The organism is Phyllobacterium pellucidum, assembly GCF_013327855.1.
In the GTDB taxonomy this organism is placed as follows: domain Bacteria; phylum Pseudomonadota; class Alphaproteobacteria; order Rhizobiales; family Rhizobiaceae; genus Phyllobacterium; species Phyllobacterium pellucidum.
On sequence record NZ_JABUMX010000003.1, the window covers coordinates 31612 to 44145 of the forward strand.

Consider the following 12534-nt stretch of genomic DNA (forward strand, 5'->3'; position numbering starts at 1 on the left):
AGACTTTGGCAAGTTTGCCAAAGGCCCCACATTTCATGCCAAACGCGCGCAATATCGAAATATTGGCTTTTGCCGACGCTCAGGTGCTGGACATATCCGGTCCGCTCCAGGTTTTTTCGAGCGCAAACGACTTCGCCGCCGCCCGCAGCGCCCCGGCGCCCTACAGGCTGACCATCGTCGGAATGTCGTCACAAATACGCACAAGCTCAGGGTTGGTGCTGGCGGCCGAGCCCTTACCCGAACATTGCCGCCACCTCGACACATTGGTGATCCCCGGCGGCTGGGGCGTCAACGCCGCTTGCGAAGACCCCGAGCTTGTCGAATGGGTCGGACAGAGTTCCGCGCAAGCGCGCCGCACGGTCTCGGTTTGTAGCGGCGCCTTTCTCCTCGCCACGACGGGCGTCCTCAACGGTCGGCGAGCCGTGACCCATTGGCAGCGTTGCGCCGAATTTTCGCAACGCTTTCCTGATGTCAGGCTTGAACCCGATCCGATTTTCATCAGGGACGGAGCCTTCTGGACATCCGCTGGGGTAACGGCCGGGATAGATCTCGCCCTCGCGCTCGTCGAGGCCGATCTGGGACGTGAGGCAGCACTCGCCGTTGCCCGCCAACTGGTGGTGTTTTTCAAACGCCCGGGCGGTCAGTCGCAATTCAGCGCGACACTTGTCCTGCAGGAGAGCGCCACGCGCTTCGACCGCCTGCACGCCTGGATCCTCGAAAATTTGCGTTCGGACCTTTCGCTCATCCGGCTGGCGGAACAAGCTAACATGAGTGCCCGCAGCTTTTGTCGCCACTACCTGAGCGAGACCGGACTGACGCCGGCACGCGGGGTCGAACAAATCAGGTTCGAAACGGCGCGGCGGATGCTGGAACAGGGCAACTCCGTCGGGCGTGTGGCCGCACATTGCGGCTTTGGCTCGGACGAGACAATGCGACGCTGCTTCCTGCGCTATGTCGGCATCACGCCACAAGCCTATCGCGAACGTTTTTGAACCTTATTGGCAAATCCATTGGCCTTGCCTAATGTAACCTCTGATTTGTATTTCTAGTAACGTATTGCGTTTGGGGGTTGTGATATGAAACCTGTATTTGCGCATGGCCTGATCCTCCCGCTCCTTCTGACAACAACAGTGTTGGGGGCACAGGCGCAGGAATCGACCGCCGATCTCGCCAAGAAACTCTCCAATCCGGTGGCCGCGATGATCAGCGTGCCGTTTCAGGCCAATTACGACGGCGGCTATGGGCCTGAAGACGGCAGCAAGTATACGATCAACATCCAGCCGGTCATTCCTTTCACCCTCAACGAGGATTGGAACGTAATTTCGCGCACCATCCTGCCTGTTGTCTGGCAGGACGACATTGCCGGGCCTTCGGGCCATCAATTCGGCCTTGGCGACACCACGCAGAGCTTCTTCTTTTCACCAAAGAAGCCGGGTCTTGGCGGCGTTATCTGGGGCGTTGGACCAGCCTTCCTCTTGCCGACCGCGACCGATGATCTCCTCGGCGGCGAGAAATGGGGTGCGGGTCCGACGGGGGTCGTGCTCAAGCAGGAGGGCCCCTGGACCTTCGGCGCGCTCGCCAACCACATCTGGTCGTTTGCCGGCGATGACGACCGCAGTGACGTTAACGCGACTTTCCTGCAACCCTTCCTGTCCTATACGACCCCCGATGCCTGGACATTCGGCGTCAACACCGAGTCGACCTACAATTGGGATGAAGACCAGTGGTCGGTGCCGATCAACCTGACGGTCGCCAAACTGGTCAAATTCGACAAGCAGCCGGTAAGCTTCACGGCCGGCGTGCGCTACTGGGCCGAGAGCCCGGAGAATGGCCCCGATGGCTGGGGGGCACGCTTTGTCGTCACTTTCCTGTTTCCAAAGGGAAAATAGACGGGCTGGCTAATACAGACCACGTCGATGACGGTTGCACTTATTGCATGCAGCAGATTTGATCTGAAAGATCTTATTTGAGCTGGAGATGTTTTGATGACGTCGTCGCGGCCAACGGATGACGGCATTATCCGGGGCGCGGGCCCGATTTTCCTTTTACCCACGGCAACGAACGACCTTCTCGGCGGTGAAAAAATGGGGTGCCGGCCCAACAGTCGTCGTGCTGAAACAGTCGCAGTTCTGGACTTACGGCCTGCTTGCCAACCATCTCTGGTCATTTGCCGGTGGCAGGAACCGAACCGATATCAGCACGAGCTTTGTCCAGCCGTTCATCGACTATACGACCAAGGATGCATGGACATTTGAACTTGGCTCGAAGTCGAACTATGATTGGCAGAGCAGCGAGTGGTCCATCCCGATCAACTTGGATGTCTCCAAACTGGTGAAGATCGGCGACCAACCGGTGAGCATCGGCAGCGGGGTCCGCTATTGGGCCGCCAGCCCGAAAGATGGGCCTGAAGGTTGGGGTGCACGCTTTGTGGTTACGTTCCTGTTCACAAAGTAAGTCCACATAAATTGCAGGAGACCTGAGACATGATCCGTTTGACGATGCTCCTTGCACTCACACTTATCGGCCTTTCGGGTTGCACGTCGAGCGCCAATGTAAGCCCCCTCAGATTTTGCGACAGGCCGACGGACATCAATGCCCGGGTCTTCACAAACTGCACGCCGAGAGTAGACGACAGGGTGTGACCTGCCGCATGGCTGGGGCTCTCGGTGGGGCATGCCCGAACCGGTGACGCACGCAATTTCCAGATTGTTCGGGTGGTGCATCGGTGCCCCCTGCCGGTCCATCTTGGGCAAAATCGAACCCTACCACCAACAGAAAATCCATCAACAATATTAATACCTTGAAGGAAGCTCGCCCGGTAGGTCTGCGCGTTTGAACAGTACCTCGTACTATGTGAAATCAGTACCCCGCTTCCAATTTATTTTGCCCCCCGCCAGCCCAACAACCTCATGGCATTCGCGGTTACGATGACGGTCGCACCCGTGTCGGCAAGGATGGCGGGCCACAGCCCGGTGATGCCGACAATCGTGGTGACGAGGAACACTGCCTTCAGACCCAGCGCGACGGTGATGTTCTGGTGGATATTCCCCATGACCTGTCTCGAAAGATCGATCATGTTCCACACATCTATTACGCGGCCATGCAATATGGCTGCATCTGCTGTCTCCAGTGCAACGTCGGTACCGCCGCCCATTGCAATTCCAACATCGGCTGCTGCAAGCGCAGGTGCATCGTTGATGCCATCGCCAACTTTGGCAACAATAAGCCCCTCGCGTTTCATTTCGCTCACAGTGCGTTGCTTGTCTTCAGGCATGAGTTCGGCCTTTGCTTCAATGCCCAATTCGTCTGCAATTGCCTCTGCGGTCCTCCGGTTGTCACCGGTCAACATGACGGTCTTGATGTCGTTATTTCGGAGCATCTCTAGCCCTTGCGCGGCGTCCTGACGGGGCTCATCCCGCATCGCAATAAATCCCGCTACTTCACCTGCGACGATCAGGATGGATACTGTCTTGCCAGCTTCATTCAATCTTTCCACCGCATGGCGCTGATCCATGGAAAGTTGAACCATGTCCGTTGCCGCACGGGCAGAGCCCAAGAAGACCCTCTGACCACCGACGTTGCCTTCGACGCCTTTTCCGGAGAGTGCTGTCGCAGCTGTTGCAGGTGGAATGGGTACATTCTCTGCGGTCGCTTTGGCGAGGATGGCGTTGGCGAGCGGGTGGCTTGACCCTGTTTCGAGGGCGGCCGCGAGGGACAATATTTGCCGTTCAGCATGTCCGAACGAGATGATGTCCGTGACGACCGGCTTGCCCTCGGTCAGCGTTCCAGTCTTGTCGAATGCAACCGCAGTGATCTTCCCGATTGTCTCAAGGACGGCCCCTCCCTTCAGCAGAAGACCGCGTCGTGCCCCTGCCGACAGCCCTGCCGCGATTGCAGCTGGTGTGGAGATGACTAGGGCACATGGACAGCCGATCAGCAGGATTGCGAGGCCCTTGTAGACCCAATCAACCCAAGAGCCTCCCATCACCATGGGAGGGACAACAGCGACGAGGGTCGCAACGACCATAACGCTTGGCGTGTAGTAGCGCGAGAACCGATCAATGAAACGTTCCGTAGGTGCCCTACTCTCTTGGGCTTCCTCCACCAGACGCACCACGCGAGCTATCGTGTTGTCAGCTGAGGTTGCTGTGACACGAATACGCAGCAAACCATCCGTATTGATGGTACCTGCGAAGACACTATCGCCAGCGGTCTTGCGCTTTGGCGTGCTTTCGCCGGTTACGGGTGCTTCATCAATCTCGCTGGTGCCTTCAGTGATGTCACCATCGGCGGGTATCCGGTCGCCTGGACGAGCAAGCACCACATCACCGATAGCCAACTTGTCGGCCGCAATGGACACGGTCTGTCCCTCGCGTTCAACCAGAGCTGTCTTCGGTACAAGGTTGGCCAACCCCTGAATGCTCGCCCGAGCCCTACCAGCCGCTACGCCCTCCAGAAGTTCCCCAACGAGGAACAGGAACACAATTGCGGCTCCTTCTTCCCCGGCTCCAATGATCACAGCTCCAACGGCGGCAACCGTCATCAGCATCTCAATGGAGAATGGAGTACCTGCAAGCGCCGCCATCAGTGCCCTACGAGCAATTGGCAGGAGACCCACGAGCATTGCGACGGCAAATGCCCACTGCGAAATGTCAGGAAACAATTTGCCAAGCCCATAGGCGGCCACCAGCGCCAGTCCGCTTGCGATGGTCAGGTGGGCCTTCTTGCTTCGCCACCAAGGCCCTGACGAAGGTCCATGGTCATGCCCATGCAGCCCCGATAAGCCATCTGCTTGCTCTTTTGCGTGATCATGCTTGGAGTGATCGTGGTCCGCGTGGTCATGAGAAATGTCGTCCAGCGATGCCTTCTCTCTACGAACATCGCTGCTGCCGATTGGGGCAATCGTGTAGCCCAGCCTTGCAATGCTCTTTTGAAGCTCCTGCAGGTCCGCCTTTGCTCCATGCATCACTGTCATAGTCCCAGCACTGACCGACACCGAGACGTCTTCAATGTCAGAGAGCCTACGCGCAGCCGTGTCGATCTTTGACGCGCAACCAGCGCAATCCATTCCCTCTACGCGAAACCTCGTCTGCGTTGATGCCGTATCCATCTGTCAGCTCCATTGACTTCTCCACTGACCAGCCTACATCCTCTAGCGACTAGAGGAGCAAGCGCAAATGTCGGAACAAATTTCCATAGGCGAGGCTGCGAGACGCAGTGGAGTGAAGGTGCCAACGATACGCTACTACGAGCAGATTGGCTTATTACCGGCCCCTGAACGCACCGAGGGCAACCGAAGGAACTACAGGAAGGACGAGGTACAGCGACTGGCTTTCATTCGCCATTCACGCGAGCTTGGCTTCGAGATCGATGCCATCAAGACATTGCTGGTTCTGCAGGACGATCCCAATCAGCCCTGTGGTACAGCCGACCAGATAGTCATTGCCCGACTTCAGGACGTCGATCAACGTATCAATAGCCTCAATGCTCTGAAAGTCGAGTTAGAGACGATGCTTGAGCAATGCAGCCATGGTCGCGTCAAAGAATGCCGTGTGATTGAGACCCTCGCCAATCATGACCGATGCATTCATGGCCATCACTGAAAGGGCGCTTCATGCTTGCCGACGTAAAGCTATGGGCAAGAAGGATCAAGCGGGACATTGTGGCTCTTTGGATTGCAGCACGAGACCCTCGAACACCTCTGCTCGCAAAGTTCGTAGCGGGAGCTGTGGCCGCGTACGCTCTTTCTCCTATCGATCTGATCCCGGACTTCATTCCAGTACTCGGATACCTCAATGATCTACTGATAGTCCCGGCGGGCATACTAATCGCTGTCGCGCTCATCCCGCCAGCACTGATGGAAGAGTTTCATGACGACGCAACTGGTCGAGAGGGACTAGCTCCATCATCTGCATTTCATAGCAGGTTCTCAATCAGTACGCCAAACAGTAGCCGGAGGACGATTTTCAGTGCAGGATTAAAGAGATGCAGGATTTTTGGTGCTTATGGTGCCCCCTGCCGGAATCGAACCAGCACTCCTCTCGGAACCTGATTTTGAGTCAGGCGCGTCTACCAATTCCGCCAAGGGGGCCGCAAAAGCTTCGGGTGCGGCGAACCGCACCGTCAAAGCCAAATACATGCTGGAGCGGCCCGCGGTCAACACCATTCCGCCAATTTCTCGCGATAACGCACTCGTGTGTTGCCGGTCGCGCGGGCCACAAGTAGAGGCGAAGCAGCCTGGCTGGCAAAAATCGACTGCAGCGATTCCATTTGGGTGAAGTTTGCTCTAAGGATCACCGACTTTCTCGAACAACTTCCCCGGACAGGAACCGCCATATGCTTCGCAAACTCTATGATTGGACGATGTCGCTCGCCGCGCGCAAATCCGCGGAAGTCTGGCTCGCCATCATCGCCTTCGTGGAGAGTTCGGTTTTCCTCGTTCCCGCCGACGTCCTCTATCTTCCCATGGCGCTGGCACGGCCGGAGCGCGCCTATCGTTATGCGCTCGTGGCGACGGTCGCCTCGGTGCTCGGTGGCATTGCCGGCTGGCTTCTCGGCTATTACGCCTATGAGACACTGGCAAAACCCATTCTCGAAATGTACGGCAAGCTCGATGCTTTCGAGGCGCTGCGCGGCTCGACCAGCGCAGATGCGATCCTCCTGCTGCTCATCACCTCCGGCCTTGCGCATCTGCCCCCGATCAAGGTGGTGACGATCCTCTCCGGCGCTGCTGCGATCAACATCTGGGTATTCATCGGATCGGCAATTCTTGCACGCGGGGCGCGGTTCTTCTTCCTCGCCTGGCTCCTGCGCCGCTATGGCGAACCGATCCGCCATTTCATCGAAAAGCGGCTCGGCCTCATCGCCGGTGCAGCCGCTGCGGTGCTGATTTTGCTCTACGCCGTATTCCACTATTATCATCTATAGTTCGAGGACGCTTCGCGCATCATGACAATGGCAACGGCACCCGCGATGAGTTCGACGCATTTCCGGACCGCTTTGTTCCTTCTCGCCGCAATGATAGTGACGGTCGGGTCGGCGCTGGCCTTCCAGTATGTGGGCGGCTACCTGCCCTGCAAGCTCTGCCTCGAGCAGCGCTATCCCTACTATGCCGGCATACCGCTCATGGCGCTTGCCGTCGTCGCCTCTCTCCTGCGCTGGCCGTCAGGCCTGACACGGCTGCTGATCGCATTGGGCGGCATCCTCATGTTGATCGGGCTTGGCCTTGCAATCTTCCATGCAGGCGTCGAGTGGAAGTTCTGGGCGGGACCGACGGATTGCACCGCGGTCGCAATGTCCATCACCACCGATGCCGGCAATCTGCTAAGTGACCTCAACGCAGTCCATCCACCGGCATGCGACACCGCCGCCCTGCGCGTGCTCGGCCTGTCATTTGCCGGCTGGAACGCCATCGCCAGCCTTATTCTGGTTGTCGTGGCGTTTCGTGGAGCGATGAGGCGGGGTTAAGCCCTTGCCAATCTGCTGAGCAAATTATGCATCGCAGAGAGCTCAGCAAAAAATAGCCAGGCGCGGCGCAGGGACCGACGGCCGGAACCCTCAAGGCTCCAGTTCGACATCCCAGTAGAGATAATCCATCCAGCTGTCGTGCAGGTGGTTTGGCGGGAAGAGCCGTCCATTGTTGTGAAGGTCGTGCACCGTCGGCTGGAATGGCTTCTGCCGCGGCCACATTTTGGCGCGGTCTGGCATCAGCCCGCCCTTGCGAAGGTTGCACGGCGAACAGGCGGCGACGACATTTTCCCAGATCGTCTCACCACCGGCGCAACGTGGGATCACATGATCAAAGGTCAGGTCTTCTTCCGAACCGCAATACTGGCACTCGAACCGGTCACGCAGGAAGACGTTGAACCGGGTAAAGGCAGGGTTGCGCGACGGCTTGATGTAGGTCTTCAGCGAAACGACGCTCGGCAGCCGCATGGCGAAGGAAGGCGACGACACCTCGTGCTCATACTCGGCGACGATGTTCACACGGTCGAGAAACACCGCCTTGATCGCGTCCTGCCATGACCAGAGCGACAAGGGATAGTAACTGAGCGGACGATAATCCGCATTGAGCACCAGTGCCGGCAACCCGTCCGGCGAGACGGCTATTGTCAAGGAATCAACTCCAATCCAACCATCAGGCCCTATTATTGTAAGCTGGACGTGACAAGAATGTGAAGCGAATTGCTCGCTTATGCAGCGAAAAACGCCGCTATATCAAATTCATGCGATTGGTGTGCCGTCGCGGCCACGCGTCGCGGCATAATAGGCCCAGAAAAGCCGGGCCGCCACCCCGCGCCAGGGCGACCATCTTTCGGCAAAACGCTGCAGCGCCTTGGAATCGGGCCGGGCTGATTCGCTGTAGGCGTGGGCATAGGCGTGCTGCAGCGCAACGTCGCCCGACGGGAACACATCCGCATGCCCGGCCGAGAACAGGAGGTAGACCTCCGCCGTCCACGGCCCCACACCCTTGATACGCGTCATCAGCGCCATGGCCTCCTCGATCGGCCGCTCGCAAAGATCGAGAAGGTCGAGCTCCCCGGCAATGATCGCCTCGCTGATCCGCGCGAGGGTCTCCTGCTTGGCGCGTGAAAGGCCGGCTGCGCGCCACGCCTGCTCGCCGGCCGCAAGGTAGTTTTGCGGTGTCAGCGGATCGATGAGCCCTATGAGCCGCGACCATATCGATGCGGCGCTCGCCTTGGAAACCTGTTGCGAAACGATGACCGAAGCAAGGCTGGCAAAGCCGGGCTCGGAGCGGCGCAGCGGTAAAGGCCCTGCCCGTTCCGCAACTGCCGCCAGCTCGGGGTGAGCCTTGAGCAATGCGGTCAGGCCTTCGGCCACGTCATCGAGCGTATCTATCCTGCGCATGTCGTCACTTTGAATCGTCGGGAAAACACAGTATCAACCCGCGCATATGGTCACGCAAGGACACCAGTTCACGCTCATGACAGTTCCTGTCTTTCGCTTTGCGCCTAGCCCCAATGGATACCTGCATCTCGGCCACGCCTATTCGGCACTTCTCAACCAGAAGATGGCGCGCGAAAGTGGCGGCCGCCTGCTTCTGCGCGTCGAAGACATCGACCGCGAGCGCTGCTCGCCGGAACTCGATGCGGCCATGCTCCAGGATCTGCGCTGGCTTGGCATCACCTTCGAGGAGCCCGTTCGCCGCCAGTCGGAGCATTTCCCGGTCTACCAGCAAGCGCTGCAGCGGTTGACCGATATGGGTTTCGTCTATCCGGCGTTTCTCAGCCGCGGTGAAGTCAGGCGGATTGCCGAAACGACTGGAGGCGGCATTCAGCATTGGCCGCGCGATCCGGACGGCGCATTGCTCTATCCGCCCAATGACCGGAAGCTTTCGCAGGACGAGCGTACTCGGCGCATCGAAGACGGTTCTCCCTATGCGCTGCGCCTCGACATGGAGCGGGCGCTGGCGGCGATTCCGGCTCCGCTAAGCTGGCACGAAGAAGGAGCTGGCGAAAGCAGTGTCGAAGCGCGTCCGCAGGATTGGGGCGATGTCATTATTGCCCGTAAGGATGTGCCTACGAGCTACCATCTGTCGGTTGTCATCGATGATGCCGCGCAGGGAGTAACCCATGTCGTGCGCGGCAGGGATCTCTTCCAGAGCACCAGCGTCCATAGGATCCTGCAACATTTGCTGGAGATCGAGCCGCCGGTCTACCACCATCATGCACTGATACTTGACCGTGACGGCGAGAAACTGTCGAAAAGCCGCAAGGACACGTCTCTGCGGGAATTGCGGCAAGCGGGAGTGACGGGTCAGCAGATTTTCGCCATGGTCGGCCTCTGACCTTTCGCTACGCATCGTTCGGGTATAAACAGCCCTGCCATCCTCGTTCCGCCGGTCTCCCGACATGCCCGTTCGTCTTTTCCCTGCACTCTTCGTTCTGCTCTGGGCCACAGGCTTCATTGGCGCGCGCTATGCGATGCCGTATATGGAGCCATTCCTGTTCTTGACGCTCCGTTTTCTTATCGCTGGCACGATCCTCGGCGTCTGGGTCGCGGTCACGGGCAATGCATGGCCGGGCAGACGCGGGGCGATGCATGCCATCATTGCCGGTTGTCTCATCCACGGTGTCTATCTCGGCGCCGTGTTCTGGGCGATCCACCAGGGCCTGCCCGCCGGCATGTCGGCGCTGGTCGTCGGCCTGCAGCCGCTCATCACCGCACTGATTGCCGGTGTTGCACTTGGCGAGACTATCCAGCCCCGCCATTGGGCCGGTCTGGCCGTCGGTTTCGCCGGCGTCGCCATGGTGCTCTCGCCGAAGCTCTCTGTCTCGTCGGACGGGATCACGCCCGCCACTGTTACCGCATCGATCGTCTCGGTTATCGCCATCAGCGCCGGCACCGTATGGCAAAAGCGCTTCGTCGGCGCGATCGATCTGAAGGCGGGGACGGCTCTGCAATATTTCGGTGCCGCGGTGCTGATGGGGTTGCTATCCCTGGTCCTTGAAACACATCAAGTCACCTGGGCCGCCCCGCTTGCCTTTGCGATGTTCTGGCTGGTCTTCGTGCTTTCGATCGGTGCCGTGCTGCTTCTTATGATCCTGATCAAGCAAGGCGCCGTTTCCAAGGTCGCTTCGTTGTTCTATCTCGTGCCGGGCGTCACCGCGCTCATGGCCTATGTATTGTTCGGAGAAACGCTGACACATTTCCAGCTTATCGGCATGGCGATTGCCACGCTCGGAGTGGCGCTGTCGACGGGTCAGAGACGTTCCGCTGCCTTGCCTTCGCGGTAGCGGATGATCGCCGCATTGACCTCAGCGCCGATGATGAAGATCGCGGCGATGATATAGAGGAAGACGATAGCGACCATGATCGAGGCAAGACCCGCATAGGTCGTCACATACGAGGCGAAGGTCTCGAGATAGCTTGCGAAAATGGTCGCGCCAACGGTCCATGCGATCAGGGTGATGAGAATGCCCGGCAGGATGTCGACAAACCGCCTCTGCCCGGCTGGCAGCCAGAGGTGCACAACGAGGAGACCGACGACAAGCACCGCCGTAGCAATGACATAGCGCCAGAAGACGATCGTACCCGATACGAGCACAAGTTCCGGTATCCAGCGTGTTGCAATGCGCAGAGCGAGCGGTGCAAGGACGAGCAGAAAACTGATCGCCATGATGCCGATCGTCGCGACCATTACGAATCCGAGACTTTGCAGCCGGCAGAAGATGATCGAGCGCGTATCGATGACGCGGTAGGCCCGGTTAAGGGCAACGCGCAGCGCTTCGATGCCGTTGGAGGCGAAATAGGCCGCCGCGATAACGCTGACCGTGAGCAGTCCGCCGCGCTGCACGTTGAGGACGTTGCGGACCTCCTGCGCTATCGGCCTTGCGATGACATCGGGCCAGGTATCGAAGATGACGTGCACGGCCGTATCGGTGAAGGCGCTGGCGCCAAGAAAGCTCGCAAGCGACGTCGCAAAAATTAGGAACGGGAACAGCGCCAGGATGCCGGAAAGGGCGACATGGCTGGCAAGCGCCCAACCGTCGTCGGTCAGGAAATGCCCCAGCGCATCGGCGACCACACGCCGGAGAAACCCAAACACTTTACGCATCGGCGATGATTGCCCCCTGTGAAGCCCAAGATTGCAAGGCGCGGTCGAATATGTGAAGTCTTTTCTTGTCTTGGATCAAACGAACAATTTGAAAACATTCAGCAACATGGCCGATTCCAGAACGATTCTCCTTACCGGATGTTCCAGCGGCATCGGTGAGCATTGCGCTAGGGCGTTGAAGGCCGACGGATGGACTGTGTTCGCCACCGCGAGGCAACCCGCCGATATCGAAGCCCTCGATGCAGCCGGCCTCACCGGCCTCTACCTCGACTACCGGGAACCGCAATCGATCGCCGCCACCGTCGATGCGGTGTTTTCCCGCACGGGCGGAAAACTCGACGCCCTGTTCAACAACGGCGCCTATTCGCTGCCCGGCGCGGTTGAGGACTTGCCTATTGCCGCTTTGCGCGAACAGTTCGACGCCAATTTCTTCGGCTGGCACGAATTGACGCAAATGGTGGTTCCCGCCATGCGCAAACAGGGACACGGGCGGCTTGTCCATTGCTCCTCCATCCTCGGCTTGTTGCCGATGAAGTGGCGCGGCGCCTATGTCGCCTCAAAGTTTGCCGTCGAGGGCCTGATGCTCGTGCAGCGCATGGAGCTTGCGGGATCCGGCATCGAGGTGTCCCTCATCGAGCCGGGGCCCATTGCAACACGGTTTCCCTTGAATGCACTCAAGCAATTCGAGACGCATATCGATGCGGAAAAATCGGTGCATCGCGATGACTACCGCAAACTCGTAAGGCGGCTCGGCGGTGGCGGAACCAAATCCCGCTTCAAGCTTGGTCCGGACGCAGTTTATGCGGTGCTCAAGGACGCCTTGGAAAATCCACGCCCGAGGCCGCATTATATCGTCACTCGCCCGGCAAAAATTAGCGCATTCGCAAGCAGATTTCTCAGCGCACGTGCGCTATACGCCATGCTTGCACGCCAATCATAATGAGATCAGCCTATAG

13 protein-coding genes, 1 tRNA gene and 2 pseudogenes are annotated in these 12534 nt (G+C 58.8%); 11 read left to right on the top strand and 5 right to left on the bottom strand.

Annotated elements, in window-relative coordinates:
• Positions 1 to 35: 35 nt before the first annotated feature.
• The 4 genes and pseudogenes from HQ945_RS13365 to HQ945_RS13380 all read left to right on the top strand — a co-directional run bounded on the left by HQ945_RS13365 (position 36) and on the right by HQ945_RS13380 (position 2642).
• On the top strand, positions 36 to 992 hold the full coding sequence (locus tag HQ945_RS13365) for a GlxA family transcriptional regulator (protein ID WP_091921297.1): 957 nt from the start codon (positions 36 to 38) through the stop codon (positions 990 to 992).
• A gap of 84 nt (positions 993 to 1076) precedes the next feature.
• On the top strand, positions 1077 to 1889 hold the full coding sequence (locus tag HQ945_RS13370; protein WP_091921295.1) for a hypothetical protein: 813 nt from the start codon (positions 1077 to 1079) through the stop codon (positions 1887 to 1889).
• A 105-nt stretch (positions 1890 to 1994) separates the two neighbouring features.
• Positions 1995 to 2454: pseudogene (locus tag HQ945_RS13375) on the top strand (transporter); the annotation flags it as partial.
• A 29-nt stretch (positions 2455 to 2483) separates the two neighbouring features.
• Positions 2484 to 2642, top strand: coding sequence for a hypothetical protein (locus tag HQ945_RS13380; RefSeq protein WP_162737243.1), 159 nt, complete (start codon positions 2484 to 2486; stop codon positions 2640 to 2642).
• Between the two features lie 236 nt (positions 2643 to 2878).
• Here the strand turns inward: HQ945_RS13380 and HQ945_RS13385 are convergent, their stop codons facing one another.
• Positions 2879 to 5110 (bottom strand): heavy metal translocating P-type ATPase, encoded by a 2232-nt coding sequence (locus HQ945_RS13385; protein ID WP_174208180.1) that lies wholly within the window; start codon positions 5108 to 5110, stop codon positions 2879 to 2881.
• A 67-nt stretch (positions 5111 to 5177) separates the two neighbouring features.
• On the opposite strand from HQ945_RS13385, the gene HQ945_RS13390 reads away from it, so the two are divergent.
• Together HQ945_RS13390 and HQ945_RS23195 are read left to right on the top strand one after the other, a co-directional pair.
• Positions 5178 to 5603, top strand: coding sequence for a MerR family transcriptional regulator (locus HQ945_RS13390; RefSeq protein ID WP_081815718.1), 426 nt, complete (start codon positions 5178 to 5180; stop codon positions 5601 to 5603).
• An 11-nt stretch (positions 5604 to 5614) separates the two neighbouring features.
• A pseudogene (locus HQ945_RS23195) lies at positions 5615 to 5890 on the top strand (YkvA family protein); the annotation flags it as partial.
• 116 nt (positions 5891 to 6006) lie between these two features.
• Here the strand turns inward: HQ945_RS23195 and HQ945_RS13400 are convergent.
• Positions 6007 to 6091 (bottom strand) — tRNA-Leu (locus tag HQ945_RS13400).
• A 245-nt stretch (positions 6092 to 6336) separates the two neighbouring features.
• Here HQ945_RS13400 and HQ945_RS13405 point away from each other — a divergent pair.
• Both HQ945_RS13405 and HQ945_RS13410 read left to right on the top strand, forming a co-directional pair.
• On the top strand, positions 6337 to 6927 hold the full coding sequence (locus tag HQ945_RS13405; RefSeq protein WP_027231365.1) for a YqaA family protein: 591 nt from the start codon (positions 6337 to 6339) through the stop codon (positions 6925 to 6927).
• 21 nt (positions 6928 to 6948) lie between these two features.
• Entirely contained in the window at positions 6949 to 7467 is a 519-nt protein-coding gene (locus HQ945_RS13410; RefSeq protein WP_051614774.1) for a disulfide bond formation protein B, read from the top strand.
• Positions 7468 to 7557: 90 nt separating this feature from the next.
• Here the strand turns inward: HQ945_RS13410 and HQ945_RS13415 are convergent, their stop codons facing one another.
• Positions 7558 to 8115, bottom strand: coding sequence for an HNH endonuclease (locus HQ945_RS13415; protein ID WP_027231363.1), 558 nt, complete (start codon positions 8113 to 8115; stop codon positions 7558 to 7560).
• Between the two features lie 108 nt (positions 8116 to 8223).
• Positions 8224 to 8868: a DNA-3-methyladenine glycosylase family protein gene (locus HQ945_RS13420; protein WP_113281447.1), complete on the bottom strand. Its 645-nt coding sequence runs from the start codon at positions 8866 to 8868 to the stop codon at positions 8224 to 8226.
• A gap of 76 nt (positions 8869 to 8944) precedes the next feature.
• Here HQ945_RS13420 and gluQRS point away from each other — a divergent pair, with 76 nt between their 5' ends.
• Both gluQRS and HQ945_RS13430 read left to right on the top strand, forming a co-directional pair.
• On the top strand, positions 8945 to 9808 hold the full coding sequence (gene gluQRS / locus HQ945_RS13425; RefSeq protein WP_113281465.1) for a tRNA glutamyl-Q(34) synthetase GluQRS: 864 nt from the start codon (positions 8945 to 8947) through the stop codon (positions 9806 to 9808).
• A 64-nt stretch (positions 9809 to 9872) separates the two neighbouring features.
• Positions 9873 to 10757, top strand: coding sequence for a DMT family transporter (locus HQ945_RS13430; protein WP_113281446.1), 885 nt, complete (start codon positions 9873 to 9875; stop codon positions 10755 to 10757).
• Here the strand turns inward: HQ945_RS13430 and HQ945_RS13435 are convergent.
• The gene (locus tag HQ945_RS13435) at positions 10724 to 11578 is read right to left on the bottom strand and encodes a YihY/virulence factor BrkB family protein (RefSeq protein WP_027231359.1); all 855 of its coding nucleotides are present in this window, start codon (positions 11576 to 11578) and stop codon (positions 10724 to 10726) included. The two genes, HQ945_RS13430 and HQ945_RS13435, sit on opposite strands and share 34 nt — an antisense overlap.
• Positions 11579 to 11684: 106 nt before the next feature.
• Between HQ945_RS13435 and HQ945_RS13440 the strand changes: the two genes are divergently transcribed.
• Positions 11685 to 12518 (top strand): SDR family oxidoreductase, encoded by an 834-nt coding sequence (locus HQ945_RS13440; RefSeq protein WP_113281464.1) that lies wholly within the window; start codon positions 11685 to 11687, stop codon positions 12516 to 12518.
• Positions 12519 to 12534 lie beyond the last annotated feature (16 nt).